Source organism: Streptomyces sp. NBC_00536 (assembly GCF_036346295.1).
GTDB lineage: Bacteria > Actinomycetota > Actinomycetes > Streptomycetales > Streptomycetaceae > Streptomyces.
On record NZ_CP107819.1, the window covers coordinates 7,957,783 to 7,983,006 of the forward strand.

A 25,224-nucleotide genomic window follows, 5' to 3' on the forward strand; every position below is an offset into this window, starting at 1 on the left:
GCGAACCGCCGCCGCGGCCGCGGTCGTCAGGGCCGGGGGGTCGGGTCAGGGCGTGGCCGACCGGCGGCGGTGACGGTTTCGGCCGCCGGGGTCGAAGTCGGGCCAAGTATCAGAACCGCCGAAGAGCGGACGAAGCGTCGTGTTAGCGTCACACAGAGCCACCAAGGGTTCACTGTGTGCCCCAACTGATGCCCGTGTCAGCTCACTTCACCGGTTCCATGATCGTGGTGCCCCGGAGGCCGGCCTCGTTTCCGCCTCCGGTTCCTGACGCATGTCACGCCGTGCTCCGGCACGCCCGAACGGCAGGAAAGGGAACAGACCATGAACGCATCCCAGGACGATTCGGCCCGCCCGCTCACCCCCGCACAGCTGGCACAGGTCGCCGACAGCGGGATCTGGGCATCCAGCACGACGGTCAACCAGGACGCGGCCAACGTCGGCCAGGCGCTGGTGGCCACGCTGCAAGGCAACGCCGCCCAGGGCGTGCTCACGCCCGAACTGCAGAAGCTGGTCGCCGACGTGCAGCGCGTGGCCACCGTCGGATTCCCGCGGATCGTCGCCGAGGACGGGACCCGGCTCTCCGCCCACACCATCCGGCTCAACACCGCCGAGCCGCGGCCCCTGGTGATCGTGCCGTCCGGCTGGACCCCGTTCGGCTGGGTGCTGTTCGAGTACGCGCACCTCCAGCTGGCGCTCAGGGGGTACCACGTACTGGCGTACACCCCGCGGGGACTGGGCCTGACCACCCAGACCCCCAGCGGTGCCTACATCGACGCCTTCTGGACCTCCGGCGGGACCATCGACGTCGCGGGCCCCCTGGACCGGTCCGACGGCTCGTCGGTCATCGACTACGCGGAGGAGTTCTTCCAGCCGACTTCGATCGGGTTCCTCGGCGAATCCTACGGATCCGGGATCAGCCAGCTCGTCGCGGCGCACGATCCCCGCGAGCGGGTCAAGGCGGTCGTCGCGCTGAGCACCTGGGGCAACCTGGCCACCAGCCTGCTGCACCACGACACCCGCCACCTCCAGGCCGTCACCTCGCTGGTGAACTTCACCGGCGGCCCCGTGGAACGCAAGTTCGACGAGGCGACCCGGCAGATCCTGCAGGACTTCGACCTCGGCCAGAACCTCGACGGCGTGCGGGACTGGGGCTGGGAGCGCGCTCCGGAGCGCTACCTGGAGGACACCAACGGCCGGGAGATCCCGACCTTCTTCTCCAACACCTGGCACGAGACCCTCTTCCCGGTCAACCAGGTGCTGGAGACCTTCAACCAGCTGACCGTGCCCAAGCGGCTGAACATGTGGATCGGGGACCACGCGGCGCCGGAGGGTGCCGGGCTCACCATTCCGCTCAGCGGGCCTAACACGCCGGTCGCCGAGGCCTTCGCCTGGCTGGACCACCACCTGCTGGAGGTCCAGAACGACGTGCCCAACTGGTCCCCGGTCAGCAACCAGGTCATGTTCACCTACCTCACCGAGCCGGACCCCGGCACCGGCCAGAACGTGATCACTCGGCCCGCCGTACGCGAGCAGGTGCAGAGCTGGGACGAGCTGACGACCCGGGTCGAGCGCTGGTACCTGGCCGACTCCGCCGACGGCGGCCAGGACGGCGCTCTGACGGCCGCTCTGGCCCCCGCTCCGAACCCGGGCCGGCAACGGGAGTTCTTCGCCGGGAGCCTGACCGAGGCCACCGCCGTCGACGCCGTCATGACCACCGGCCAGGCCGAGTGGAAGGGCAACCCGAAGATCTACGAGACCGAGAAGTTCAACCGGCAGAAACTCCTCGTCTGGAGCACCGAACCGCTGGCCGCCACCGCGGAGGGCGGCTCCGGCCGCCGGGTCCGGGGCATCCCGCGGGTGCACCTGACCGTACGCAGTACGGCCGCCTCCGCGACCCTGGTGGCCTACCTCTTCGACATCGACCCGGACGGCAATACCGCCCGGATCATCGCCCACGAGCCCTACACCCTGACGGCCCTCACCCCGGACCAGGACACCACCGTCGACTGGCCCCTGCAGGCCGCCGCCTACGACCTGCCCGACGGCCACCGCCTCGCCCTGGTGGTCAACAGCCGGGACCAGCTGTACTCGCACGCCGGAGTCGAGGGCAGCACCACCACGATCAGCTCGTCCGACACCGACCCGTCCTACCTGGACCTGCCGCTCGGCTAGCCCGGTGGTGCGGGCGGCGCCGCGGCCCGTGGGGGAAAGCCCCCCGGACCGCGGCGCCCGCCCGCCGCGCGCCGGCCCGCCCGCTCAGGAGGACGTACGCACCCGGGACGGGCGGCCCGAGCCGCGCGTCAGGGAGTACCCGAAGAGGCCCGCGAGGGCCCCGAGCACACCGCCCGCCGCGGTCCAGATCCAGCGGTCGGACCACCAGCCGCCGGACCAGCCGTCCTCCGGCTCGCGCAGCGATCCGGTCACCGTGGCGGGGACCAGCGGCGCGGCGAGCGCTCCGTCCACGGCGGTGGCGCCGCCCGTCTCCGTCACGGCGGCCTCGACCGACGCCCGTACCGGCAGGCCGAGGTCCTCGTCCTTGAGGGACACGACCGTCAGGCGTACGTAATAGCTCCCCGGCAGCGGGTCGTTGGCCCACGGCTCGGCCGCGGCACGCACCGTGCGCAGCGTGCAGGACAGCTCGACCGAGGCCGCTTCCTTCGCCGCCGCCCGCTGCTGCGTGCCGTAGGTGCACGCCTGGCGGCGGCGCAGTCCGTCGTACACGTCGAGCTGCCAGGTCGAGGCGCCGTGCCGGGCCGCGGACTCGGGCAGCGTGACCGTCGCCCTCACCGTCACCCGCTGCTGCGCGTCGACGGGCAGCACCCAGTACAGGTAGTCCCCGGTGGACGCGGCGGCCGTGGCCTGCTGGCCCGGACGGAACGCGGCGGCCGTACGGAAACTCGTGCCCGCCTCGGTCGGAGCCGACGCACCGGACGATGCCCCGGACGCGCCGCCCTTGCCGGAACCCGGGGTGGAGCTCGGGCCGGAAGGCGCGGGGGTGTCCGCCACCGCCGGCGAGGCCGATCCCGCCACCGCGAGGGCGGCGGTACCCGCGAGCAGAGCCGCGGTCAATCTACTTACAGTGCGCATCAGTTGGTCCTCCAGACGGAGATTCGCCAGCGCGAGACCCAGCCCCACACCAGACCGGCCAGCAGCCCGGTCAGCACCAGCACGCCCAGCAGCCACCAGCCGTGCCCGAGCCCGAAGGCGGCGGCGTCCGACGCCCCGTCCGGGCCGTCCACCAGATCGATGGTCAGCTCGACGGGCATGCCGGGAGCGGTCTTCACGGACGGGGACGCCGAGAAGGAGTTGCTGACCTGGATGCACACGGTCTCGGCCGTCGGCGAGGCGTCCTTGCCCGTGTCGTCGTCGCCGGCAGCCTTCGGATAGCGCAGGCCGGTCGAGACGACGTCGGTGCGCCCGTCACCCGCCTCCGCCCCTCGTACGATCTCCCGCCCGTGGACGGTCGTCGCCCGCAACAGGACGCCGTAGTCGTTGTTGACGGCGCGGTCGGCGGCGATGCTCACCGAAGCCCGCAGCTCCTGACCGGGCTTGACGTCCACCCGGTACCAGCGGTGCTCGCCGAAGGTCTCGCGGTCGCTGTAGAGACCGGCCTTCAGCTGCGGCGCGCCCGCGCACTGCTTCGCACCCTCGGTCGCCACCGGGTTGACCACCGGATCAGCCGCCCGGTCGACCAATTGGCGTACCCGGCCGGACAGTTCGGCCTTGTGCTGCACCGCGGTGTACGTACCGCCGGTGGCCTCCGCGATACAGGTCAGCTGCGCACGCGTCTTGGCGTCGGGGACCAGGCCGAGGGTGTCGATGGTGAGGTGGATGCCCTTGGCCGCGATGTCCCGGGCCACCTCGCAGGGGTCGAGCGGCGCGCAGGTGTCCTCGCCGTCGGTGATCAGCACGATCCGCTTGGTGGCACCCCCGCCGTCGAGGTCCTGGGCGGCGGCGAGCAGGGCCGGACCGATCGGTGTCCACCCGGTGGGAGCCAGCGTGGCCACGGCGGTCTTCGCCTCGGTCCGGTTCAACGGCCCGACCGGGTACAGCTGCTTGGTGTCCTTGCAGCCGAGCGCCTTGTCCTCACCGGCGTAGGTGGCCCCCAGGGTCCGTATGCCGAGCCGCACCTCGTCCGGCACCGCGTCGATGACCTCGTTGAAGGCCTGCTTCGCCGCCGCCATCCGGGACTGACCGTCGATGTCGGTCGCCCGCATGGAGCCGCTGACGTCCAGGACGAGGTCGACCTTGGGAGGCTCCTTGGCCGTTGGTCCGTCTGCGGCGACGGCGCTCGCCGGGAAGAGCCCGACCGCCAGGGCGGCGAGCAGGCCGCACGCCCCGGCAGCCAGCCGTTTTCTTGTGATCATCGCCGGATCGTATTGAGGATCTCCCGGCAATCCAAAACGGGGCGGCGTGGTTGACTGCCCCGTATGGACCACCCGCGAGCGCTCCCCGGGAACGCGCCCCCCTTCGACCCCGAACTCGGCGCGGCGCTGGAATCTTTGGGCGCCGGGGCGAGGGAGCCGTTCACCCCGGAGAACCTCGCCGCCCGGCAGCGGCGGGACGCCGCGGCCCGGCCCAGACCGACGCTCGGCGAACTGCGGGCCGACGGCCGCTTCGAGGTCGGCGAGCTGCGCGTGCCGGGAGCGGAGCCCGGGCAGGACGTCACGCTGGTGAGCGCACGGCCCGCCGGGAGCACCGGGACGCTGCCGCTGCTGTACTACATGCACGGCGGCGGCATGCTCATGGGCAACGCGTGGTCCGTCCTGCCGAGGCTGCTGCGCGAATGGGCCCTCGCGCTGGAACTGGCCGTCGTATCCGTCGAATACCGGCTGGCCCCGGGGACGCGGTACCCCGGACCGCTGGAGGACTGCTACGCCGGACTCGGCTGGGTGGCCGCGCACGCGGCGGCGACGGGCATCGACGCGGACCGCATCGTGATCGGAGGGAAGAGCGCCGGCGGCGGACTCGCCGCGGCGCTAGCCCTGCTCACCCGCGACCGCGGCGGGCCGGCCCCGATCGGGCAGCTGCTCATGTGCCCCATGCTCGACGACCGCAACGACACCCACTCCAGCCACCAGATGGCCGGCCTCGACACCTGGGACCGCACCTCCAACGCGACGGCGTGGCAGGCGCTGCTGGGCGACCGGTACGGCGCCGCCGACGTGCCGCCGTACGCGGCCGCCGCCCGTGCCACGGACCTGTCCGGGCTGCCCCCGGCCTACATCGACGTCGGCTCGGCCGAGACCTTACGGGACGAGTCCGTGGCCTACGCCAACGCGCTCTGGCAGGCCGGTGGCCAAGCCGAACTGCACGTGTGGCCGGGCGCCTTCCACGGCTTCGACACCCTCGCCCCCACGGCCGCGCTCAGCCAGGATGCCCGCGCCGCCCGCACCCAGTGGCTCCGCCGCATCCTCACCCGGCCACCCGCGACCGACGGCCCGGCCCGCTGAGCGGTCGGCTACGGGCCCGCCGCCCCCGCCGCACGGAAGAGGGCCAGCAGGTCCCGGGCCGGCTGGGCGTCCGGGTGGAAGAACTGCTTGGCCAGGCCGGCCGGGACGGCCGTTCCGTGCATGCGGACCTCGTGGCAGCTGAAGCAGAACGCCGCCTCGAACAGCACCTGGTCGAGCGAGTCCTCGTACGCCCGCACGCCCCAGCCGGGCCAGAACCCGCAGCGGTGCTGCTCGCTGCCGGGCAGGCTCCCGATCAGGGTCAGGGCGGTGGCGGCCTCGCTCCCGGTCCAGTGGGCCACCACCGGGCCGGGGTAGGGGTCGTCCGGCCCGGTCGGCACGGCGGAGATCCGTACGACCTCGATCAGTGCGGTGGCGGCGACGGCCTCGGCGGGGAGCTGCATGTGCGCAGTCTGCCCGCAGGGGCGGCGCCCGGTTGAGGCGGGTCCGGGAGAGGCCCCGCGAGCAGCCGGGCCCGTTACTGGCTCCGGCCTCTGGGCTGTCAGAGGGACCTGGTAGCAATGGAGCCATGATCAGCAGTGATGAGATGGGCGTGCTCGCCCGGGAACTGGCCGGCCGCGCCGTCGGTCTGCGCTGGAACGAGGCGGACTTGCGGCGGCTCGTGGACGGGCTGCCGGGCGGGGGCGCCGTGCTCGTCCCGGTCGGTGCCCGGGAGCGGGAATGGGCTCCGCTGGAGGAATTCCTGGAAGTCGTGGTGCCGTTGGGCCGCCCCGCACCGGAGCCGCGCGCTCAGGCCGTGGAGTACCGGCGGGCGGCCGACGCGGTGCGCGGCGTGCTCGGGGACGCCACGTACGGCGGCAGCCACGGGAGCACCGGACCGTACGGGCGGCGCGAAGGACGGCCCCTGTGGGGCAGCCCGTTCCTGCGCTGGCGCCAGGACGGGGTGACGCTGGAACTCCGGGCCGGGCCGGCCGGACCGGAGTTGGTGCTGCAGCCCAGCGCGCCGTGGGAGTCGTGGTACGCGCTCGGCGGCCGGGGATTCGTCGGAGTCCTGGAGGGCAGCGGGGCACCGCTGGAGCACCCGCGGTGGGAGTCGGCCGGTGACTGGGACGGCCTGAAGCTCTCGATCGGCGCGTTCCTGCGGACGCTGCCCGCGGTGACGGTGGCGACCGGGATGTCCCAGAGCCTGTCCCTGTACGGGCGGGTCGGTGACGCGGCGCCCATCATGTTCGACATCGTCTGCGACGACCGGCTCTACCTCGGGTACTGCGAGTACCTGGTCGAGGACGCGGCGCGCGGCGAGAAGGCCGCCGGACTGGGCTGGACCCGGCGCGAGTCGCTGCCGCCCGGGCACATACGGGCCGGGGACGACGGCGAGCCGCCGTGGCGGGTCGACGCGGGCGGCCCCGGGGAGGTGCGGGCCCCGGACATGGCCTCCCTGATCGTCCGCACGGCGCAGGCCGCGGGTGTGCGCCGGGCCACCGACCTGATGATCGGTGGCGAGGGCGCGTACCGGCGCCCGTACGAACTCCACTTCGCGGAACTCGCGATGGCCACCTGCTGACCGGCCGCCAGCACGGCATCCCCATCCCGGCATCCCCATCCCCGCATCATCCGAAGGAGACAGATCGTGTCATCCCAGTCGTTCCACCCCGCACGCCGGACGTCACGCCGCAGGGCCGCCGCGGTGTGCGGCCTGGCCCTGCCCGTGACGCTGCTCGCGCTGCAACTCGGGCTGAGCCCCGTGGCCCAGGCGTACGGGCCCGCCCACGCGGGACCGGCCGCGGCGCGCGCGGTGGCGCTGCCCGATCGGGTGACGGTCACGGAAGGGCAGGTCAAGGAGGTCGGGCCCGGGGGAGTGATCACGTATCCGAGCGTGACCAGCTGCCTGACCGTGACCGTCCGGCTGGCGGACGGCGGTCTGGTCGGCGCGCACGCGAGCCTGTTCCAGGTGCCGGGTGAGCTGCGGTCCGATGAGGTCCTGGCCGCCCTCAGGACCCTCGTCGGCGACCGTCCCGTGACGGCGGTCCAGGTCAAGGGGGCCGTCGGCGCCTGGCATCCGGGCTATTTCGTGAAGGCGATAGAGGCGTACGGAGACGACGAACAGGTTCCGTTCCCGACGGGCCAGGACCCCGAGGGCCTTGCCGGGGCGGTGTCGACGGGGCTCGGGCTGCCCCGCGCCCTGGTCACGGTCGAGGACGTACCGGACGGGGACCAGACCGTCAGCTGACGACGAGTTCGACTTCGAAGCCGTCCGCGGACGCGAGGTAGGCGGCGTGCTGGTGGGCTCCGCCGGCGTGGGGGTGGCGGTCCGGGAAGAGGAGGGTCCAGCCGTGCTCCAGGGCCTTCGCCGTGAGCCGGTCGACGCGGTCCGGGGTGTCGACGTGGAACGCGAGGTGGTTCAGCCCGGGCGCGCACCGGTCGTGGCGGCCGCCGGTGAGGGCGGGGGACTGCTCGAACACGAGGTAGGTGGGGCCGAGTCGCCAGCTGCGTCCGTGGTCCCAGCTCTGGTGGAGGGTGTATCCGAGGTCTTCGAGGAGCCACTGCCAGTCGCTGACCGCGCGGTCGAGGTCGGGGACCCAGATCTCGATGTGGTGGAGCGTGCCGGTCACGGGGGTGATCGGGGTGATCGGGTGGTCCGTCACGGCGGGCGTGCTCCTCGGGGAGGGTTCCGCGGCAGCCTATACGGGCCGTGAGGGGAACCGGGATGGTGTGGGCCGCGTCCCATGGACGGCCGCCGGAGGATCGGTGGTGTGAGGAGGTCACGGGATGCGTGCGCGAATCCTGACCGGAGCCGGAGCGGTTCTCGTGGCGCTGCTGTGCGCTTCCGGGTGCGGCCCGGGCCACCCGGAACCGGCGTCCACCGCGACCGGCTGCGCGAACGGAGCGACAGCGGCCGGCGGCGAGGTGAGCGTTACCGCGGCGGACGACGGCCGCCGGATCTGTCTGGACCGGCACGGCACGGTCCGGGTGACGCTGCCCGGAGACCCCGCGCCGCCGGTGACCGTGACCGGTGCGGGCCTGGCCGAGGTCGCTGACCACGTCTTCCGGGCGGAGTCGGCCGGTACGGTCCTCCTGACGTCCGTACTCCGGCGCTGTCCGCAGCCGACCCGGCCCGCCACGATGGGCTGTCTGGCGATGGCGGCCTGGCGGGTGACCGTGGTGGTCCGCTGACCGCCTCGCGCGCGGACGGGCCCGGACCGATGTCAGCGGTCCGGGCCCGTCCTTCAGGTGACCAGGGTCAGCTGATGCTGACCGCCGTGTCGTCGATCACGAACGACGTCTGCAGGCTGGGGTCCTCGGTGCCGCTGAACTTGATCGTCACCGTCTGCCCCGCGAAGGAGGACAGGTCGAAGGACTTCTGCGCGTAGCCGGTGTTCTTGTTGAGGTTGGAGTAGCTCGCCAGGGTGGTGGAGTTGGCCTGGACGGTCAGTTTGTCGTAGGCGGTCGTCGTGGTCGTCTCCGCCGTGTCGATGTGCAGGAAGTAGCTGAGCGTGGCGTGGCATCCGGCGGGGATGGTCACGGACTGGGTGAGCGAGTCGGTGTGCGTGGAGCCGTATCCGTCGAGCCACGCCTTCCACGAACCGGCGTGGGCCGCCTCGCCGCTGCCGTTGTCGACCACGCCGGAGCTGGCGGTCCAGGGGGCGGGGCTGCCGGTCTCGAAGCCGGGGTTGCCGAGGAGCTGGACCGGCGGGCAGCCGCTGCCGGCCGGGGAGACGGTCCAGGTGAAGGAGGTGCTGCCCGAGGCGTTGGTGGTGTCCTTGGCGGTGACCGTCACGTTGTAGCTGCCCGTGGTGGTCGGGGTGCCGCTGATCAGGCCGGTCGAGGCGTTGATCGACAGGCCCGGCGGCAGGCCGGTGGCGCTGTAGGTGAGGGTCTGGCCGCTGGCCGAGTCGGTGGCCTGGATCTGCAGGGAGGCGGCCGTGTTGACGGTGCTGGTCCGGCTGCCGGGGTTGGTCACGCTGACGGTGTTCCCGCCGGTGGAACCGCCCGTGAAGGCGGCGACCCCGTTGGGGGTGCCGAGTCCGGTCGGGCCGTCGTAGCCGGACTTGGCGGTGCAGAGGTAGCTGCCGGAGCACGAGCCGTTGGCGCCGCTGGTCACGTCGTTGAGCGACGAGGCGTGGGAGTAGGGGTAGGACGACGGGTAGCTGCCCGCGCCCGGAGTTCCGGCCAGGGCGTAGACGGAGGCGATGATCGGCGCCGAGGCGCTGGTGCCGCCGTAGACGTTCCAGCCGCTCGCCTGGTAGCTGTCGTAGACGGCGAGGCCGGTGGCCGGGTCGGCGACCGCGGAGACGTCGGACACCGTGCGCTTGGCGCAGCCGCTGTCGCTTTGCCAGGACGGCTTGGTGGTGTACGCGGAGCAGCCGGATCCGGCGCCGTTGCCGCCGGAGCTGCTGCCCCAGACGGATTCGGACCAGCCGCGCGTGGTGCCACCGGCGCGGGTCAGCGACGTACCGCCCACGGAGGTGACGTACTGGGAGGCCGCCGGGTATTCGACTCCGTAGCCGCTGTCACCGGAGCTGACGGTGATCGCGACGCCGGGGTGGTTGAAGTACGAGGCGTCGGAGGCGGCGTCGGTGGAGTCCTCGCCACCGCCGTAGCTGTTGGACACGTACTTCGCCCCCATGGTCACCGCGCGGTTGACGGCGGTGCCCAGGTCGGCCATGGACGGCTGGTTCGCTTCGACGAGCAGGATGTGGCACTGCGGGCAGACCGCGCTGACCATGTCCAGGTCGAGGGAGATCTCGCCCGCCCAACCGGAGTCGGCGGTCGGGTAGCTGGTGCCGCCGTTCTGGTCGGCCTTGCGGAAGCAGCCGTTGGCCGTGGTGCAGGCGGGCAGGCCGTACTGGGAGCGGTACGTCGCCAGGTCGGCCTCGGCGTTCGGGTCGTCGTAGGCGTCGATGATGGCGACGGTCGCGCCCGCTCCGGCGGAGGCGGGCAGGGCGTAGGCGCCCTGCAGGTCGGTGGGGCCGTAGCCGGACGGCACGATGTTCGGTGCCAGGCTCGGCTGTTGTTTGACGTCGGTGCGGGCCAGCGCGTGGCAGGCCATGAAGCCGGGCCGCGTGGGCTCGGAGCAGAGCCGCTGGGTGTGCACGGTGGTGGCCGTGGGCGTCGCGGGGGCGGCGGGGGCCGCTGACGACGGGGCGGCGAGCGCGATCAGGCCGCCGGATATGAGGGCCGCGGCCGAGAGGGCCGCGGTGGTGGCACGGCGCGTCAGTCTTCTGGCGCGGCCCGCGGGTTTCGTTTGCAATGAACTGCCCTCCATGGGGGGTCGGATCCTCGCGGTGGGATGGGCCGCCCGCCCGGTGGAGCGATTGTTGTGGCAGGTGCATGACATGCCTGCGTACGGGGTGGGGGGCGGCGCCGCGGGGCTACGAGTGGCACGTGTTCATTGGTGCGGATGGTGCACATGGTGCCGATGGTGCACGGCAGGTCCGCTGCGGGTCCGCAGGCGGTCCGCGGCCGGATGGGGATCCGGCCGCGCCGACGGACTTCGGACGGACTGTCACCACGTTCAGTGGTGGCCACCGACGAACGTAGTGAGAACCAGGCCAAGGGAATACCCGTCGAGGGCAAAGGATTGCTTTCGGTCAGTGATCTCCGGGTATAGCGTGTCCTGCCATGGAGTCGTCGGACGACGGTGCGGTCAACGACCTTGTGGCGCTGGGGCTTTCGCGCTACGAGGCCCGGGTCTACCTCGCGCTGGTCAAGCGGGAGTCGTACACCGCGGCGGAGGCGGCGCGCGCCGCCCACGTCCCCCGCCAGCGGGTCTATGACGTACTGGACGCGCTCGTGCGCAGGCGACTGGCCATCCCGCGCCCCGGACGCGTGGCCGCCTTCTCCGCGGTCTCACCCGAACTCGCGCTGACCCGGCTGATGGCCCTTCAACGGGAGTCGCTGGAACGGCTGGATCAGGCCTCGCTCACCCTCACCGCGGCGCTGACCCCCGTGTGGACCGCCGGGCAGACCCACACCGACCCGCTCGACTACATCGAGGTGCTGCGCGACCCCAAGGCGATCGCCGAACGGTTCGCGCGCATCCAGGAGCAGGCGGCGCACGAACTCCTCAGTTTCTGCAAACCCCCCTTCGTGGCCCCGGCGGCCAACACGGAGGGGATCAGGGCCGTCCGCAGGCTGCGCCGCGCCGGGGGCACGGCCCGCGCGGTGTACACGCACGACGCGCTCGACGACGCCGACGTGCTGGAGAACGTACGGCGCTTCGGCGACGCGGGCGAGGAGGCCCGCTTCGCCCCGCGGCTTCCGCTGAAGCTGATCATCGCCGACGCCTCGCTGGTCCTGTGCGACATGCCCGACCCCATGGCGGGCACCGGCGCCACCACCGCCCTGTTCATCGAACACCCGGCGCTCGCGGGCTGTTTGAGGCTGTCGTTCCTCACGGTCTGGGACCAGGCCGAGACGGTGGCCGACCTGGGGGAACCGGACCGCGGCTGAGAAGGCCCCGGGGAGGGGTGCCCGCGGTGCGGACACCGAGGCGGGTGGGCGCCACCGGAAGGGGGTCCGGCAGGCGCAGGCCGGGGCCGCCGGGCGTGATCGAACCCAGGACGCTCGCGTGCCGGGCGCCGGTGCAGGAAGGGACGGTGCCGGGGAGGCCGTGCGCGGTGAGCCAGCCCAGCACGGCGAAGGCGTACGCCTCCTTCGCGCCCGACGGCAGCCCGAGTTCGTCCGACGTCCGCAACGGGACGCGCACTTCCCCCTCCCCGGACCTGGTTGTGCCCAGTTCCTCCCGCAGCCACTCCATCAGCACCGGGTTGCGGGTCCCCCCGCCGGACGCGATCACCTCCGTCGCCCCGAACGGCCGGACGGCGTCGGCGACGGTCCGCGCCGTGAGGCGGGTCAGCGTGGCGATGACGTCCTCGACGGGCAGCGGCCCGAAGGAGTCCAGCGCGGCCCGCAGATGGGGGAGGTGGAACAGCTCCTTGCCCGTCGTCTTCGGCGCGGGCAGCGCGTAGTACGGCTCGTCCAACAGCCGCCGCAGCAACGCCGGATGGACGTGCCCCCGGGCAGCGAGCGCGCCGTCCACGTCCATGGAGGGCGCCCCGCCCGCGCCGTCGTGGGCGGCCAACTCCCGTACCGCCGCGTCGATCAGGGCGTTCGCGGGCCCGGTGTCGAAGGCGAGCGGCGGGCCACCCGCCATATCCGCCACCACCGTTACGTTCCCGATCCCGCCCAGGTTGAGCGCCACCGGCACTCCCGCACGCCCCCGCAGCCACATGACGTCCACGACGCTCACCAGGGGCGCGCCCTGGCCCCCGGCGGCCACGTCGCGCGTACGGAAGCCCGAGACGACGGGACGCCCGGTCGCCTCGGCGATCCAGGCGGGTTCGCCGATCTGGAGCGTGCCGTGGACCTGGCCGGCCCCGGCCCAGTGGTAGACGGTCTGGCCGTGCGAAGCGATCAACTCCGCTCGCCCGTCGCAGAGTTCACGGTCGGCGCGGACGGCCGCGGCGGCGAAGGCCTGCCCGATGCGGGTGTCGAGCCGGCACACCGCGGCCAGATCCGTCCGGGCGGGCGGCAGGGCCGAGGCCAGGGCCTCCCGCAGTTCCTCGTCGTAGCCCGCACTGATCATGCCCAGGGGGGTGAGGACGAGCGTGTCCCCGTCCAGGGTGAGATCGGCGGCGGCCGCGTCGATGGCGTCGTACGACGTACCGGACATGAGCCCGATCACCCGCAGGCTGCCCGCGTTGCCCGCGTTCCCGGCGGTCGTGCGCGGACCGCTCATCGCAGCGCCCGCGCGTGGTCGTCGCCGCGCAGCGTCCGCAGCGCGACCGCGCTGACCGCGCAGGCCGCCGCCGCGTAGTACGCCGGTACGTCGGGGTCCCCCGTGCGGTCGACGACCTCGGTGATGATCAGCCCCGCGCAGCCCGAGAACACGGCGTTGGACAGCGCGTAGGCCAGCCCGAGCCCCGTGTAGCGCACCGACGTCGGGAACATCTCGGCCAGCATCGCGGGCCCCGGCCCCGCCATCAGCCCGACCGCCGCCCCCGCACCGGCCAGCGCCGCCCCCTTCGCGTACGCCGCCGTGCCGGGGTCGCGTACCAGGTGCAGCAGCGGCAGCGCGAGCACGGCCACCAGCAGCGCCCCGGCCAGCATGACCGTGCGCCGCCCGATCCGGTCGCTGACCAGGCCCGCGGGCAGGATCGCGGCCGCGAAGCCGAGGTTGGCGAGGACCGTGGCGACCAGTGCCTGCCGGAACGTCGTGTGCAGCGTGCTCTGGAGGTACGAGGGCAGCACCACCAGGAAGGTGTACCCGGCCGCGGACCACCCCATCACCCGCCCGGCGCCCAGCACCACGGCCCGCACCGTCTCCCGGGCGGGCGGCCGCCGCACGGGTCCGCCCCGCTGGGGGGCGGCCGACGCGAAGGCGGGCGTCTCGTCCAGCCGCAGCCGCAGCCGCAGCGCGACGAACCCGAGCGGCAGCGTCAGCAGGAAGGGCACCCGCCACCCCCAGTCGTGCAGCTGCGACGCGGTGAGCACGGTCGCCAGGAGCGCGGCGACGGCCGCGCCCGCGAGCAGGCCGAGCGCCACCGTGAACGACTGCCACGCCCCGTACAGTCCCCGGCGCCCCGGCGGTGCGCATTCCGTCATGACCGACACCGCTCCGCCGAACTCCCCGCCCGCCGACAGCCCTTGTACGACGCGCAGGAGCGTCAGCAGCCACGGTGCGGCCGCGCCGACGGCGGCGTAGGTCGGCAGCGCGCCGATCAGCGTCGTGGCGCCGGTCATCAGGGAGACGACCAGGATGAGGGTGGGGCGGCGGCCGATCCGGTCCCCGAGCCGTCCGAACACCGCCGCGCCGACGGGCCGGAAGAAGAACGCGAGGGCGAACGACGCGTACGCCTTGACCAGCCCCTGCGCCGCGCTGCCGCCGTCGGGGGTGAAGAAGTGGGCCGCGATGACCGTGGCGAAACAGCCGTAGACGCCGAACTCGTACCACTCGATGAAGTTGCCGACGGACCCCGCCACCAGCGCCCGGCGCGCACCGGCCGGACGCCCGGCGCTCGCGGAAGCCCGTACCGGAGCGGGGGCGGGGACGGGTGCGGTCATGCGGCAAGCGTGCTGACCGGCACGCCGCTCCACAAGTACCGTCCCCCATCTGCCGTACGCCCCCGGCGGGCCCCCATCGGACGCTCGCCCCGTCCTTTCCGGCGCCTCGGGCTACCGGTCCGCGTTCCGCTCCAGCAGCAGCTCGCCGACCGTCTGGTCCCCGCTCGTCTCTCCCGTCGGCCGGAATCCGAGCCCCAGGTAGAAGGCTTCGGGGCCGTCCTCGCCCGGGTGCCAGGTCGTGGTGAGACGGGTGCCGCCGCGGCGGCGGATCTCGGCGGCGACGGACTCGACCGCGAAGCGGCCGTAACCGCGGCCCTGTTCGCCGGCCGCGATGTTGAGGTGCCACAGGCCCGAGCGGATGTCGGTGCCGCTGCCGTCGCCCGCGAAGTCGATGTCGAGGAACGCCATCAGGAATCCGACCAGCCGGTCGCCGTCGAAGATCAGCCGGGGCCAGGCCGTGCCGGGGTGCACGTAGGCCTCGGCGAGGGATTTCACCACGGGCGCGACCAGGTGTTCCTGGTCGGGGCGGACCTTCAGGGCGATCGCGGCGTCGAAGGTGGCGGCTGTGACCGGTGCCAGCCGGAGCGTACTCGTCATGGGGAAACCGTAAGCCAATGGATCAAGGCGTCCCGGAGCGAACCCGGGGGATCGAACATACGATGGACGGGAACCGGCGCGGGGGCCGGTTCCGGCCAGCCCGGCCCCGGCCGGACCGCTCGCGGCGGGAGACGCATGACAGAGGCCACCGAGACAGCGCGGACCGTCATCCTGACCGTGGACGACGACCCGGGGGTGTCCCGCGCCGTCGCCCGTGACCTGCGACGACGCTATGGCGCCGGGTACCGGATCGTCCGCGCCGAGTCCGGGGAATCGGCTCTGGAGGCGCTGCGCGAGCTGAAGCTGCGGGGCGACCTGGTGGCCGTCATCCTGGCCGATTACCGCATGCCGCAGATGAACGGCATCGAGTTCCTCGAACAGGCCCTGACCGTGTACCCGGGGGCCCGGCGCGTGCTCCTGACCGCCTACGCCGACACCAACGCGGCGATCGACGCGATCAACGTCGTGGACCTGGACCACTACCTGCTCAAGCCCTGGGACCCGCCGGAGGAGAAGCTCTACCCGGTCCTCGACGACCTCCTCTCCGCCTGGCGCGCCAGCGACTACCGGCCGGTACCCGCCACCAAGGTCGTCGGGCACCGGTGGTCGGCGCGCTCGTCCGCCGTGCGGGAGTTCCTGGCCCGCAACCAGGTGCCGTACCGCTGGTACTCCTCCGATGAGCCGGAAGGGCGGCGGCTGCTGGAGGCGGCCGGCGCCGACGGGCAGCGGCTGCCCCTGGTGATCACCCCGGAGGGCGCCGTACTGATCGAGCCGGAGGCGGCCGATCTGGCCGCCCACGTCGGGCTCGCGACGACCCCCGCCGCGGACTTCTACGACCTCGTGGTCATCGGCGGCGGCCCGGCCGGGCTCGGCGCCGCCGTGTACGGGGCCTCCGAGGGGCTGCGTACGGTACTGATCGAACGGTCGGCGACCGGGGGACAGGCCGGGCAGAGCTCCCGCATCGAGAACTACCTCGGCTTCCCGGACGGCGTGTCCGGCGCACAGCTCACCGACCGCGCCCGCCGCCAGGCGAGCCGGTTCGGCGCCGAGATCCTCACGGCGCGCGAGGTCACCGGGCTGGAGGTCAACGGTGCGGCGCGCGTGGTCCGCTTCTCCGACGGCTCGAAGATCGCCGCGCACAGCGTCATCCTGGCGACCGGGGTGTCGTACCGGCAGCTCCGCGCACCGGGCTGCGACGACCTGACCGGATGCGGCGTCTTCTACGGCTCCTCGCTCACCGAGGCGGCCTCCTGCCTGGAGCAGGACGTGTACATCGTGGGCGGCGCCAACTCCGCCGGGCAGGCGGCGATGTACCTGGCGCGGGGGGCGAAGTCGGTGACGCTGCTGGTGCGCGGGGAGTCGCTGAGGGCGTCGATGTCGTACTACCTCGTCCAGCAGATCGAGGAGGCGCCGAACATCACCGTGCGGACCCGGACCGTCGTCGAGGCGGCGCACGGCGAGGGCCACCTGGAGCAGCTGACCCTGCGCGACGTGGACAGCGGAGCGACCGAACTCGTCGACACCCAGTGGATGTTCGTCTTCATCGGCGCGGCCCCGCTGACCGACTGGCTGGACGGTACGGTGCTGCGCGACGAGCACGGCTTCATCCTGGCCGGCCCGGACCTCACGCCGGACGGGCGGCCGCCCCGGGAGTGGGAGCTGGACCGGCCGCCCTACCACCTGGAGACCAACATCCCCGGCGTGTTCGTGGCGGGCGACGCGCGCGCCCAGTCCGCCAAGCGCGTCGCGTCCGCCGTCGGAGAGGGAGCCATGGCCGTGATGCTCGTCCACCGGTACCTGGAGCAGTCATGAGCGGGCAGGCCATGCCGTGCAGCCCGGGCGAGATCGCCTCGCTGTTCCTGTTCGAGAAGCTCACCCCGGAGCAGCTCGGGCGGCTGTGCGCCGAGGGACACGTGGAACGCTTCGACGCGGGACCGGTGTACACCGAGGGCGATCCCGCGACCTGCTTCTACGTGATGATCGAGGGCACCGTCGTGCTGTCCCGCCGGGTCGGCGCCGACGACGTCGAGGTCGGCCGCACCTCGCAGCGCGGGGTGTACTCCGGGGCCATGCAGGCCTACCTGGGCGACCGGGTGCCGCAGACGTACAACAACTCGATGCGGGTGACCGAGCGGACCCGGTTCTTCGTCCTGCCGGCGCAGTCGTTCGCGGACGTCATGCGGGAGTGGTTCCCGATGGCCGCGCACCTGCTGGAGGGGCTGTTCTTCGGCTCGCGGAGCACCCAGCAGGCCATCGGACAGCGCGAACGGCTCCTCGCCCTCGGTTCGTTGTCCGCCGGGCTCACCCACGAACTCAACAACCCGGCCGCGGCGGCCGTCCGGGCCACCGCGACGCTGCGCGAACGGGTGGGCAAGATGCGGCACAAGCTGGCCGTCATCGCCCAGGGCCCCTACTCCCGCGAAGCGCTCGCCGAACTCATCGAGATCCAGGAACGCACCGCCGAACGCGTAGCCAAAGCACCCGTGTTGAGCCCCCTGGAGGCCTCCGACCGCGAGGACCAGCTCGCCGACTGGCTCGACGACCACGGCATCCAGGAGGGCTGGCGGATCGCGCCGACCTTCGTCCAGGCCGGGCTGGACACGGACTGGCTGGATCAGGTCGCGGCCACCGTCGCCGAGGACATCCTGCCGGGGGCGATCGGCTGGCTCAACTACACGGTCGAGACCGAGCTGTTGATGGACGAGATCGATGACTCCACCACCCGCATCTCCCATCTCGTGGACGCCGCCAAGCAGTACTCGCAGCTCGACCGTGCCCCGCACCGCGTCGTCGACGTCCACGAACTCCTCGACAGCACCCTGCTGATGCTGTCCGGCAAGATCGGCCGCCGGGTCCGGGTGGTCAAGGAGTACGACCGCTCCGTACCGGACGTACCGGCCTACCCGGCGGAACTCAACCAGGTGTGGACCAACCTCATCGACAACGCCGTCTTCGCCATCGGGAGCACCGGAGGCGACGGCACACTGACCGTCCGCACGGCCCGTGAGGGGGACCGGGTACTGGTGGAGTTCCGCGACACCGGGCCCGGCATCCCGGCGGACATCCGCAGCCGCATCTTCGACCCCTTCTTCACCACCAAACCCGTGGGCGAGGGCACCGGTCTCGGCCTGGACATCTCCTGGCGGATCGTCGTCAGCAAGCACCACGGCAGCCTCCAGGTCGAGTCCGTCCCCGGCGACACCCGTTTCCAGGTGCTGCTGCCCCTGACCGTCCCGGAATCCGAGGAGGAGCCCGCATGACCGATCCAGACCCCGACGGCGGCAACGGAATCAGCGGCATCGACCCCGGCGCCCCGCCCACCGGCACCGGCTGCGCCGCGTGCGACGCGGCGGGCGGCTGGTGGTTCCACCTGCGGCGCTGCGCCCAGTGCGGCCACATCGGCTGCTGCGATTCCTCGCCCGCCCAGCACGCCACCGCCCACTGGAAGTCCACCGGCCACCCGCTGGTCCAGAGCTTCGAACCGGGCGAGGACTGGTTCTGGGACTACGGAAGCGACGAGCTGTACGAGTCCGGGCCCGAGCTCGCCCCACCGGCCGGCCACCCCGTGGACCAGCCGGTGCCGGGCCCGGCCGGCCGGGTCCCGCAGGACTGGGCGGCACTGCTGCACCGCTGAACGGTGCCCTACGGGGCGGACCGTGAAGTGGCCCGTGAAGCGGCCCCGGAGGTGGCCGGTCAGGTCACCACCAGGTCGCCGTCCGCGGTGCGCCGCGCGAGCCTGCCGGTGCGGAGGTATCCGTCCGCGGTGAAGGCACGTGCGTCGCGCTCGGGTGCCTTGTAGTGGCCGCGCGGGATGTACGGCCCGCGGGCGAGGAGTTCACCGGGCTCCCCGTCGGGCACGTCCTTGCCGTCGGCGTCGACGATGCGGATCTCGTCGTCGGGGGAGAGCGGGCGGCCCTGCGTGCCGAGCACCCGCTCCTGCGGATCGCCGGGCCCGGTGAGCGTGAGCGGCCCCTCCGTCGTACCGGAGACCCGCTGCAGCCGGCAGCCCAGCGCGGGACCGATCCGTTCGGCGGTCGCCCGCGCCAGGGGCGCGCCGCCGACCTGTACGAGACGCAGACTGCTCACGTCGGCCCGGACGGTGGGGAGCACGTCGAGCCAGCGCCGCGCGTCGTCGGGCAGCAGGGAGGTGAGGGTGACCCCCTCCCGTTCGACGGCCGCGAGGCATGCGGCGGGGTCGGCGCTCTCGGCCAGGACGACGGTGCCGCCGACGGAGAGGGTGCCGATGATGCCGGGGCAGCCGAAGGCGAAGTTGGACTCGGCGGGCAGCGCTGCCAGGTAGACGTCGTCCTCGGTGAGGGACACCCGCTCGGCGGCGGCCCGTGCCTGGTAGGCGTAGTCGTTGTGGGTGCGCGGAACGAGCGCGGGCGCCCCCGCGGCACCCGCCGCCCCCGCCGAGGGCAGGAAGAACGCAACCTGGTCGGCGCTCACCGCGAGCGCCTGGTCGGGCGGGGAGTCGAGGGAGCCCAGCGGGAAGTAGTGGCAGCCCGAGGGGTCGGTCGTGAAGCCACCGTACGGCGACGAGGTGCCCGGCGCCTCCAGCGGGAACACCCGCCGCAGGAACGGCCCTTCGGCCGCGATCTCCGCGGCCATCGCGATGTGGTCGAAGCCGTCGTGGGCCGCGGGGCCGACGTAGCCGACGGCCTGGGTGACCCGCACGAGGGGGGACACCTCGGAGGCGCGGTGCGAGAGCGGGCAGAACACGGGGACCGCGCCGGCGCGCATCAGCGCGAACACGGTGACCACGAACTCGGGCACGTTCGGCAGCTGGACGACGACCCGTTGCCCGGGCCGCAGCCCCCGCAGCCGGAATCCGGCGGCCATGCGGCCCACGCGCCGGTTCAGGGCCGCGTAGGTGATGCGGGTGCCGTCGTGCACGAGCGCGGTCCGCGGCCCGTACTGCAGGGCCCAGCCGCGCAGCAGGTTGTCCAGCGAATTGCCCCGCCAGTGCCCGGCCGCCCAGTAGCGGTCGACGAACTCCTCGGGCCAGGGCGTACAGCCGTCGAGCATGGGTCCCATCGCTTCCTCGTCCGCCGTGCGGGAGCCCCGGCCTAGGGGGTGTCTGGTGGATCTCCGCGACGCCGCGGAGATCCACCAGACACCCCCTAGGACCCGGGCCGTGGCCCTGGCCATCCAAATCGCCCGCACCCGCCCGCGCAATGCGCTGTCCCCACCATGGACGCGGGGTCCTCTCAGCGAAAAGACCAACGCGGACCGACACGCTCAGCGGAAGGCGTGGGCGTTCTCCGCCGCCCACTGCCGGAACGGGCGGCCCGGTGTGCCGGTGACGCGCTCGACCGTGTCACGGACCCTCAACAGCTCCTCGTTCACGTCCCCGCCCATCACGTCGAGCACCGCGTCGGCCGCCGCCGCGCCGAAGGCCGCGGCCATCGGCGCGTGGGCCTGCCGGCGGCTCACCGGGGCGAAGGGGACCTCCCGGCCCACCGCCACCGCGATGGCCTCGACCTGCTGCCGGGCGGTCACCGGCTCAGGACCGGTGAGCGCGTACGTACGTCCCCGGTGGCCGGGTTCGGTCAGTGCCACCCGTGCCACCGAGGCGATGTCCGCGGGGTGGATCGTCGGCAGCGCGGTCTCCGGGTACGGAGCGTGGACCGTCCCGTGGCCGCGTACGGAAGCCGCCCACATCAGGGTGTTGGAGGCGAACTGCGTCGGCCGCAGGATCGTCCAGGCCATGCCGCTCGCCTTGAGCAGTTCCTCCACCGCCAGGTTCTCCGCGGCGGGCCCGAGGTGCGGGTGGGTCTGGACGGTGATCGAGGAGACGAGCACGACGTGCTCCACCCCCGCCCGCCCGGCGGCTTCGAGGATGTCGGCGTCCGAGCCCAGGCGCGACACCAGGAACAGCGAGCGCACTCCCTCCAGTGCGTGCTTCATCGACACCGCATCGGCGAAGTCGCCCTCGACGGCTTCGACCCCGGCGGGGAAACCGGCCCGCGCGGCATCCCGGGTGAGCCCCCGGAGCGGCCCGGCGCCGCTCGCGTGCAGCTCCTTGAGCAGGGCACTTCCGATGTTTCCGGTGGCTCCGGTTACGAGGATCATGAGCGTGGTTCCCGTCGTCAGGTGATCAACTGACGGACACGCTAAAACCTCGATCAAGCTTGAGGTCAAGGCGAGGTGCGGCTGATAAAATTAGAAAGCTCTCTAAGTTCAGTGGTGCCCAACGGGTCGGCGGGTCAGCGGTTTCAGCGAAGGGGTGCGCGCATGCGGACGACCGAAGGCGGGCTGCGCGAGCGGCACAAGGCCCAGCGGCGGCGCCGGATCCTCGACGCGACGCGCGAACTCCTGCGGGACGAGCCGGAATCGGTGCCGAGCGCCGAGCGGATCGCCGAGCGCGCGGCGGTCGCTCCCGCCACCGTCTACAACCTGATCGGACCGCGCGAAAAGATCTGGGAGGCGCTCGCCGCCGGGTTCATGGACCAACTCGAAGACCGCCTGGCGGGGTTGGATGCCGATGACCCGCGTGAGGTCGTCGGGTCGACGGTCCGGCTGTTCGTGGACGACCCGGTCGTGTCGCGCCGCATGGTGCGGGGGTGGGAGGAGAGCGGCCTCGTGTTCGACCGGGGTCCGCTCGTCCAGCTCCGGGGGGCCATGGCGCACGCACGCGCGCACGGTCTGCTGCGCGAGGACATCGACACGGACGCGCTGGCCGCGGTGGTCGCCACCTCGTGCGTGGGAGCCCTGCACCAGTGGGTCGCCGGGCTGATCGACGACGGCCGCTTCCTCGCGCGCGCTCTGTTCGCGCTGGACGTCGCGCTCGCGGCCGCGGCCGCCGACCCCCACCGCGACCGACTGCTCGCGCCGCTGCGCACCCGAGGGGGCGCGCGATGAAGGCCGACGCGCAGCCACACTCCCGGACCTTCACGGGCCAGGGCGGGATCCGGCTCGCGGCGGACGTGTGGGGCGAGGCGCCCGCGCCGCCCCTCCTCCTGCTGCACGGCGGCGGCCAGACGCGCCGCGCCTGGAAACGGGCCGGCCCCCGACTGGCCGCGCGGGGATGGCGGGTCATCGCCCCCGACCTGCGCGGACACGGCGCCAGCGACTGGTCGGCCGAGGGTGACTACGACCTCGGGCTGTTCGCCGCCGACGTCCGGGCGCTCGTCACCGCACTCGACGGCCCGCCCGTGCTCATCGGCGCCTCGCTCGGAGGCCTGAGCGCGCTGCTCGCCGCGGGCGAGGCACCCCGGGCGGCGGTCCGCGCCCTGGTCCTCGTCGATGTGGCCCATCGCCCGGATCCCGGGGGCGCGCGCCGGATCGTGGACTTCATGCGCCGCCATCCGGACGGATTCGCCAGTGTCCGGGAAGCGGCCGCGGCGGTGTCCGCCCTGCTGCCGGACCGCCCGCGCCCGCACCACCCCGACGGGATACGGCACAACCTGCGACGCCACGGTGACCGCTGGGTCTGGCACTGGGACCCGCGGATGCCGGCCGGCTTCGAGGGCCGGATGGACCCGCCCGGGATGGCCGGGCGTCTCCTCGACGCCGCGCGCCGTGCCGACGTACCGATTCTCCTTGTCCGCGGCGGGAACAGCGACGTGGTGCGCGAGGACATCGCCGACGAGTTCTGTGCCGAGGTTCCCCGTGCGCGGCGCGTCGATGTGGCCGGCGCGGGCCACATGGTCGCGGGGGACCGCAACGACCACTTCATCGACGCGGTCGTCCCGTTCCTGGAGGGGCTGGAGCGCGCGTGAGGCCGGCCCTTCACGCGGCACGCCATCCGTGGCCCGGAAGCCGTCACCTGCGCCACGTACTGTGACCGCTGAAGGGAACGATCTCGTGGGAAGCACCGCACCACCCGAGCGCTGAGGAGGAACCGATGAGCACGGCCGAGGAGGGACGGCACTGGCCGGACGAGGTCAGTGTCGACAATGCCAGGGCGACGCTGCTCCAGCTCCTCGCCCGGGCCGGGGTCCCTTCCGATGACGCACGGCACCTGATGGGGCTGCTGGAGGCGGGGGCGCTGGTCCTCGCCTACGAAGAGCTGAGCGGCGGCGGTCGGAGCGCGCCGGGGGACAAGGGCGAGGCGTACGAGTCGGGCTGGCTCGACGGCGCCGGTGACCTCCTGGAGGACCTCGGCGCCGTCACCGAGCGGACCCTGCTGCGGGTCGTGGGAGAGGTCGGCCGGTCCGTCCCGGCAGGGGAACGCACCCGGGCCCGGCGCATGGAGGTGGAGCGGGCGCGGGTGGCCCTCACACCGCTGTACCTGTCGTTCACCGAGCTCTCGGAGCTGGACCCGGAGGTGACCGAAGAGGTGCTCGCCGCCGTCCTGACCACGATGAGCCCCCGTCAGCGGGCCGGGTATCCCGGGCGGCTGGCGGAGTTCTCCACGGCCCACCGGGTCCGGCTGGAACGGCTGTTCGGCGCGTTCGGACCGGGCAGCAGCATCGCGGTGCACGGCCGCTATTCGCTCGTCCACTCCGTCACGAGCATCGCCGTACTGGAGCGGCTCGTCACCGCGCCGCAGGCGCTGCGCGAGGAGTGGGACGCCGCGGAGCTGCCGCCCGCCTGGCTGGACGGCCTGACGAACGCCTGGAACGCCCCGGCCTGACGCCGTGTCACCCCGGTCGCGGCCACGAACCCCGCGCGCCGGTCAGTGACGCGCGGGCACGAGCCGGAAGCCGTCGCCGTCGCGCCGCACCAGCCCGGCGGTCGGGGGCGGGAAGTGGCTGCCGAGCAACAGGGTGTCGGTGTCGGCGAGTTCGTCCAGCAGCCGGGTCCTGGAGCGTACGGCCGCCACCGGATCGATGTCGACGCAACTGCACAGGGCGGGGTCCGCGAGCTGCACCGGGTGGTGCACGCAGTCGCCGGTGATGACCGCCGAGTGCGCGCCGCTGTCGAGGCGGACGGCGATCTGCCCCGGGGTGTGACCGGGCATGGGGACGAGGGTGAGGCCGGGCAGGAGCCGTGTACCGCCCTCCTCGACGTCCACCAGGTCCAGCAGGCCGTGCGCGCGCACCGGTTCGACGGAGTCGTCCAGCATCAGCCGCCGGCTCTCCTCCATGTCCTGCACCTGCGACCAGTGGGCGTCCTCGGCCGCCGAGGTCACATAGCGGGCGTTCGGGAAGGTGGGCAGCCACGAACCGCCGGGGCCCGGGCGGGTGTTCCACCCCACGTGGTCCGCGTGGAGGTGGGTGAGGATCACGTGGTCGATGCTCTCCGACGCGAATCCGGCGGCGGCGAGCCGCTCGAGGTAGGCGGTGTCGAGGTCGTTCCAGGCCGGGTTGGCGCGGGTCTTGCCGTTGCCGATGCCGGTGTCGACGAGGACGCGCAGCCCGGCGATCTCCAGGGCGAAGGTGTGCACGGACAGCCGGAGGTGGCCGTCGGGTGCGGCGAAGGACGGCGTCAGCCAGTCGAAACCGGCCACCACCTCGGGAGTCGCTCCGGGCAGCAGCCAGGGGCCGGTGGCCGGGGGGAGGTCGATCTCGTCGATGCGGTGGACGGCGATGTCGCCGATCTGCCAGTGGGACACGGGAGTTCTCCTGAGCGAGGCGGGTGCGGCCGGGGGAGGGGCAGTGCGGGGGCGCTGCCGCCACCCCCATGACCGAGGGTAGTGAGCGCGGGGCGAGGAAGATCACCAGGGCCCCGGCCGCCTTCTCTACCCTGGAGCCATGAACGTGTTCGAGGGCGGCGACGGCCGGTTCCTGGAGATGACCAACGGCGGCACGGCGGTGTTCGTGGACGTGCTGGTCCTCGCCGTGTCCGCGCTGGCCCGCGAGCCGTGGGACCACCGCTTCGCCGCCCTGCTGACGCTCCAGGACCAGAGCGTGATGGGGCGCGGGGCCGTCGGCTTCGCTCTGGCCGAGCTCGACTGGGGGGACACGCAGCGGGAGCGGGCCGCGGCCAAGGGCTTCCTGCTGCGCGTCCTCGATCTGGCACTGTCCCGCCACCGGTGGGAGGAGCTGACGTACGAACCGGCCCGCGCCGAGGGGCACTTGCGCGCGTACCGCGCACTGGTGGAGGAGTTCGACCCCGCGGGCGCGCGGTCCGGGGCGGGGTCCGGCGCGGGCGTCCTGCCCGGGCCGCACGAGGCCGCGAGGGCCTCGTGCGTACGGCACCGGGTGCTGGACGGGCTGCCGTTCTGGCAGGGGTGCGTCTTCTGCACGGCCGGGGTCTGAGG

24 protein-coding genes are annotated in these 25,224 nt (G+C 73.0%); 13 read left to right on the forward strand and 11 right to left on the reverse strand.

All coding sequences use genetic code 11. The features are described from left to right. The first annotated feature begins 321 nt into the window (after positions 1 to 321). Positions 322 to 2,172: a CocE/NonD family hydrolase gene (locus OHS33_RS34110; RefSeq protein ID WP_330334284.1), complete on the forward strand. Its 1,851-nt coding sequence runs from the start codon at positions 322 to 324 to the stop codon at positions 2,170 to 2,172. Between the two features lie 84 nt (positions 2,173 to 2,256). Here the strand turns inward: OHS33_RS34110 and OHS33_RS34115 are convergent, their stop codons facing one another. Then, positions 2,257 to 3,087, reverse strand: a complete 831-nt coding sequence (locus tag OHS33_RS34115; protein WP_330334285.1) for a hypothetical protein — start codon at positions 3,085 to 3,087, stop codon at positions 2,257 to 2,259. Further along, on the reverse strand, positions 3,087 to 4,367 hold the full coding sequence (locus OHS33_RS34120; RefSeq protein WP_330334286.1) for a VWA domain-containing protein: 1,281 nt from the start codon (positions 4,365 to 4,367) through the stop codon (positions 3,087 to 3,089). The genes OHS33_RS34115 and OHS33_RS34120 overlap by 1 nt, the downstream gene beginning before the upstream one ends. A gap of 63 nt (positions 4,368 to 4,430) precedes the next feature. Here OHS33_RS34120 and OHS33_RS34125 point away from each other — a divergent pair, with 63 nt between their 5' ends. Beyond that, positions 4,431 to 5,453 carry an alpha/beta hydrolase gene (locus OHS33_RS34125; RefSeq protein WP_330334287.1) on the forward strand — a complete coding sequence of 341 codons (1,023 nt, stop codon included), beginning with the start codon at positions 4,431 to 4,433 and terminating at the stop codon, positions 5,451 to 5,453. An 8-nt stretch (positions 5,454 to 5,461) separates the two neighbouring features. Here the strand turns inward: OHS33_RS34125 and OHS33_RS34130 are convergent, their stop codons facing one another. After that, positions 5,462 to 5,854, reverse strand: a complete 393-nt coding sequence (locus OHS33_RS34130; protein WP_330334288.1) for a hypothetical protein — start codon at positions 5,852 to 5,854, stop codon at positions 5,462 to 5,464. Between the two features lie 125 nt (positions 5,855 to 5,979). Here OHS33_RS34130 and OHS33_RS34135 point away from each other — a divergent pair, with 125 nt between their 5' ends. Together OHS33_RS34135 and OHS33_RS34140 are read left to right on the forward strand one after the other, a co-directional pair. Beyond that, positions 5,980 to 6,975, forward strand: a complete 996-nt coding sequence (locus OHS33_RS34135; RefSeq protein WP_330334289.1) for a hypothetical protein — start codon at positions 5,980 to 5,982, stop codon at positions 6,973 to 6,975. A 66-nt stretch (positions 6,976 to 7,041) separates the two neighbouring features. Continuing rightward, complete coding sequence (locus tag OHS33_RS34140; protein ID WP_330334290.1) at positions 7,042 to 7,641, forward strand: hypothetical protein; 600 nt, start codon at positions 7,042 to 7,044, stop codon at positions 7,639 to 7,641. Here the strand turns inward: OHS33_RS34140 and OHS33_RS34145 are convergent. Beyond that, on the reverse strand, positions 7,634 to 8,056 hold the full coding sequence (locus OHS33_RS34145; protein WP_443065385.1) for a VOC family protein: 423 nt from the start codon (positions 8,054 to 8,056) through the stop codon (positions 7,634 to 7,636). The two genes, OHS33_RS34140 and OHS33_RS34145, sit on opposite strands and share 8 nt — an antisense overlap. Positions 8,057 to 8,180: 124 nt before the next feature. Here OHS33_RS34145 and OHS33_RS34150 point away from each other — a divergent pair, with 124 nt between their 5' ends. Then, positions 8,181 to 8,585, forward strand: a complete 405-nt coding sequence (locus OHS33_RS34150; protein ID WP_330334291.1) for a hypothetical protein — start codon at positions 8,181 to 8,183, stop codon at positions 8,583 to 8,585. Between the two features lie 67 nt (positions 8,586 to 8,652). Here the strand turns inward: OHS33_RS34150 and OHS33_RS34155 are convergent, their stop codons facing one another. Then, positions 8,653 to 10,662 carry a putative Ig domain-containing protein gene (locus tag OHS33_RS34155; protein ID WP_443065386.1) on the reverse strand — a complete coding sequence of 670 codons (2,010 nt, stop codon included), beginning with the start codon at positions 10,660 to 10,662 and terminating at the stop codon, positions 8,653 to 8,655. 371 nt (positions 10,663 to 11,033) lie between these two features. On the opposite strand from OHS33_RS34155, the gene OHS33_RS34160 reads away from it, so the two are divergent. Continuing rightward, the gene (locus tag OHS33_RS34160; protein ID WP_330334292.1) at positions 11,034 to 11,864 is read left to right on the forward strand and encodes a TrmB family transcriptional regulator; all 831 of its coding nucleotides are present in this window, start codon (positions 11,034 to 11,036) and stop codon (positions 11,862 to 11,864) included. Here the strand turns inward: OHS33_RS34160 and OHS33_RS34165 are convergent. From OHS33_RS34165 to OHS33_RS34175, 3 genes are all read right to left on the reverse strand, one after another. Further along, positions 11,806 to 13,104: an anhydro-N-acetylmuramic acid kinase gene (locus tag OHS33_RS34165; protein WP_330335316.1), complete on the reverse strand. Its 1,299-nt coding sequence runs from the start codon at positions 13,102 to 13,104 to the stop codon at positions 11,806 to 11,808. The two genes, OHS33_RS34160 and OHS33_RS34165, sit on opposite strands and share 59 nt — an antisense overlap. 44 nt (positions 13,105 to 13,148) lie before the next feature. Then, positions 13,149 to 14,477, reverse strand: coding sequence for an MFS transporter (locus OHS33_RS34170; protein ID WP_330334293.1), 1,329 nt, complete (start codon positions 14,475 to 14,477; stop codon positions 13,149 to 13,151). A 111-nt stretch (positions 14,478 to 14,588) separates the two neighbouring features. Further along, on the reverse strand, positions 14,589 to 15,074 hold the full coding sequence (locus tag OHS33_RS34175; RefSeq protein ID WP_330334294.1) for a GNAT family N-acetyltransferase: 486 nt from the start codon (positions 15,072 to 15,074) through the stop codon (positions 14,589 to 14,591). Between the two features lie 135 nt (positions 15,075 to 15,209). Between OHS33_RS34175 and OHS33_RS34180 the strand changes: the two genes are divergently transcribed. The 3 genes from OHS33_RS34180 to OHS33_RS34190 are packed head-to-tail and all read left to right on the forward strand — an operon-like array spanning position 15,210 to position 18,708. Then, a complete protein-coding gene (locus OHS33_RS34180) occupies positions 15,210 to 16,886 on the forward strand; it encodes an FAD-dependent oxidoreductase (RefSeq protein ID WP_330334295.1) in 1,677 nt (558 codons plus the stop codon). Further along, positions 16,883 to 18,334 (forward strand): ATP-binding protein, encoded by a 1,452-nt coding sequence (locus OHS33_RS34185; RefSeq protein ID WP_330334296.1) that lies wholly within the window; start codon positions 16,883 to 16,885, stop codon positions 18,332 to 18,334. Before OHS33_RS34180 ends, OHS33_RS34185 begins: the two co-directional genes overlap by 4 nt. Continuing rightward, complete coding sequence (locus tag OHS33_RS34190; RefSeq protein WP_330334297.1) at positions 18,331 to 18,708, forward strand: UBP-type zinc finger domain-containing protein; 378 nt, start codon at positions 18,331 to 18,333, stop codon at positions 18,706 to 18,708. The genes OHS33_RS34185 and OHS33_RS34190 overlap by 4 nt, the downstream gene beginning before the upstream one ends. Positions 18,709 to 18,767: 59 nt before the next feature. On the opposite strand, the gene OHS33_RS34195 is transcribed toward OHS33_RS34190, so the two are convergent. Both OHS33_RS34195 and OHS33_RS34200 read right to left on the reverse strand, forming a co-directional pair. Then, the gene (locus OHS33_RS34195; RefSeq protein ID WP_330334298.1) at positions 18,768 to 20,111 is read right to left on the reverse strand and encodes an AMP-binding protein; all 1,344 of its coding nucleotides are present in this window, start codon (positions 20,109 to 20,111) and stop codon (positions 18,768 to 18,770) included. Between the two features lie 204 nt (positions 20,112 to 20,315). After that, positions 20,316 to 21,149 (reverse strand): SDR family oxidoreductase, encoded by an 834-nt coding sequence (locus OHS33_RS34200; RefSeq protein WP_330334299.1) that lies wholly within the window; start codon positions 21,147 to 21,149, stop codon positions 20,316 to 20,318. Between the two features lie 162 nt (positions 21,150 to 21,311). Between OHS33_RS34200 and OHS33_RS34205 the strand changes: the two genes are divergently transcribed. The 3 genes from OHS33_RS34205 to OHS33_RS34215 all read left to right on the forward strand — a co-directional run bounded on the left by OHS33_RS34205 (position 21,312) and on the right by OHS33_RS34215 (position 23,655). Then, positions 21,312 to 21,938, forward strand: a complete 627-nt coding sequence (locus OHS33_RS34205; protein WP_330334300.1) for a TetR/AcrR family transcriptional regulator — start codon at positions 21,312 to 21,314, stop codon at positions 21,936 to 21,938. Further along, positions 21,935 to 22,798 (forward strand): alpha/beta fold hydrolase, encoded by an 864-nt coding sequence (locus tag OHS33_RS34210; protein WP_330334301.1) that lies wholly within the window; start codon positions 21,935 to 21,937, stop codon positions 22,796 to 22,798. The genes OHS33_RS34205 and OHS33_RS34210 overlap by 4 nt, the downstream gene beginning before the upstream one ends. A gap of 125 nt (positions 22,799 to 22,923) precedes the next feature. After that, positions 22,924 to 23,655, forward strand: coding sequence for a hypothetical protein (locus tag OHS33_RS34215; protein WP_330334302.1), 732 nt, complete (start codon positions 22,924 to 22,926; stop codon positions 23,653 to 23,655). 42 nt (positions 23,656 to 23,697) lie between these two features. Here OHS33_RS34215 and OHS33_RS34220 read toward each other — a convergent pair whose 3' ends face one another. Then, positions 23,698 to 24,576, reverse strand: a complete 879-nt coding sequence (locus OHS33_RS34220; RefSeq protein WP_330334303.1) for an MBL fold metallo-hydrolase — start codon at positions 24,574 to 24,576, stop codon at positions 23,698 to 23,700. 139 nt (positions 24,577 to 24,715) lie between these two features. On the opposite strand from OHS33_RS34220, the gene OHS33_RS34225 reads away from it, so the two are divergent. Next, positions 24,716 to 25,222, forward strand: a complete 507-nt coding sequence (locus tag OHS33_RS34225; RefSeq protein WP_330334304.1) for a hypothetical protein — start codon at positions 24,716 to 24,718, stop codon at positions 25,220 to 25,222. The last annotated feature ends 2 nt before the right edge of the window (positions 25,223 to 25,224 follow it).

Bases quoted from the DNA above. Each gene is read 5' to 3' on its own strand.
- OHS33_RS34110 (WP_330334284.1), top strand. From the start codon at position 322: ATGAACGCATCCCAGGACGATTCGGCCCGCCCGCTCACCCCCGCACAG.
- OHS33_RS34130 (WP_330334288.1), bottom strand. From the start codon at position 5,854: ATGCAGCTCCCCGCCGAGGCCGTCGCCGCCACCGCACTGATCGAGGTC.
- OHS33_RS34115 (WP_330334285.1), bottom strand. From the start codon at position 3,087: ATGCGCACTGTAAGTAGATTGACCGCGGCTCTGCTCGCGGGTACCGCC.
- OHS33_RS34190 (WP_330334297.1), top strand. From the start codon at position 18,331: ATGACCGATCCAGACCCCGACGGCGGCAACGGAATCAGCGGCATCGAC.
- OHS33_RS34170 (WP_330334293.1), bottom strand. From the start codon at position 14,477: ATGACCGCACCCGTCCCCGCCCCCGCTCCGGTACGGGCTTCCGCGAGC.
- OHS33_RS34150 (WP_330334291.1), top strand. From the start codon at position 8,181: ATGCGTGCGCGAATCCTGACCGGAGCCGGAGCGGTTCTCGTGGCGCTG.
- OHS33_RS34225 (WP_330334304.1), top strand. From the start codon at position 24,716: ATGAACGTGTTCGAGGGCGGCGACGGCCGGTTCCTGGAGATGACCAAC.
- OHS33_RS34175 (WP_330334294.1), bottom strand. From the start codon at position 15,074: ATGACGAGTACGCTCCGGCTGGCACCGGTCACAGCCGCCACCTTCGAC.
- OHS33_RS34195 (WP_330334298.1), bottom strand. From the start codon at position 20,111: ATGGGACCCATGCTCGACGGCTGTACGCCCTGGCCCGAGGAGTTCGTC.
- OHS33_RS34160 (WP_330334292.1), top strand. From the start codon at position 11,034: ATGGAGTCGTCGGACGACGGTGCGGTCAACGACCTTGTGGCGCTGGGG.
- OHS33_RS34205 (WP_330334300.1), top strand. From the start codon at position 21,312: ATGCGGACGACCGAAGGCGGGCTGCGCGAGCGGCACAAGGCCCAGCGG.
- OHS33_RS34210 (WP_330334301.1), top strand. From the start codon at position 21,935: ATGAAGGCCGACGCGCAGCCACACTCCCGGACCTTCACGGGCCAGGGC.
- OHS33_RS34185 (WP_330334296.1), top strand. From the start codon at position 16,883: ATGAGCGGGCAGGCCATGCCGTGCAGCCCGGGCGAGATCGCCTCGCTG.
- OHS33_RS34125 (WP_330334287.1), top strand. From the start codon at position 4,431: ATGGACCACCCGCGAGCGCTCCCCGGGAACGCGCCCCCCTTCGACCCC.
- OHS33_RS34200 (WP_330334299.1), bottom strand. From the start codon at position 21,149: ATGATCCTCGTAACCGGAGCCACCGGAAACATCGGAAGTGCCCTGCTC.
- OHS33_RS34120 (WP_330334286.1), bottom strand. From the start codon at position 4,367: ATGATCACAAGAAAACGGCTGGCTGCCGGGGCGTGCGGCCTGCTCGCC.
- OHS33_RS34180 (WP_330334295.1), top strand. From the start codon at position 15,210: ATGACAGAGGCCACCGAGACAGCGCGGACCGTCATCCTGACCGTGGAC.
- OHS33_RS34215 (WP_330334302.1), top strand. From the start codon at position 22,924: ATGAGCACGGCCGAGGAGGGACGGCACTGGCCGGACGAGGTCAGTGTC.
- OHS33_RS34135 (WP_330334289.1), top strand. From the start codon at position 5,980: ATGATCAGCAGTGATGAGATGGGCGTGCTCGCCCGGGAACTGGCCGGC.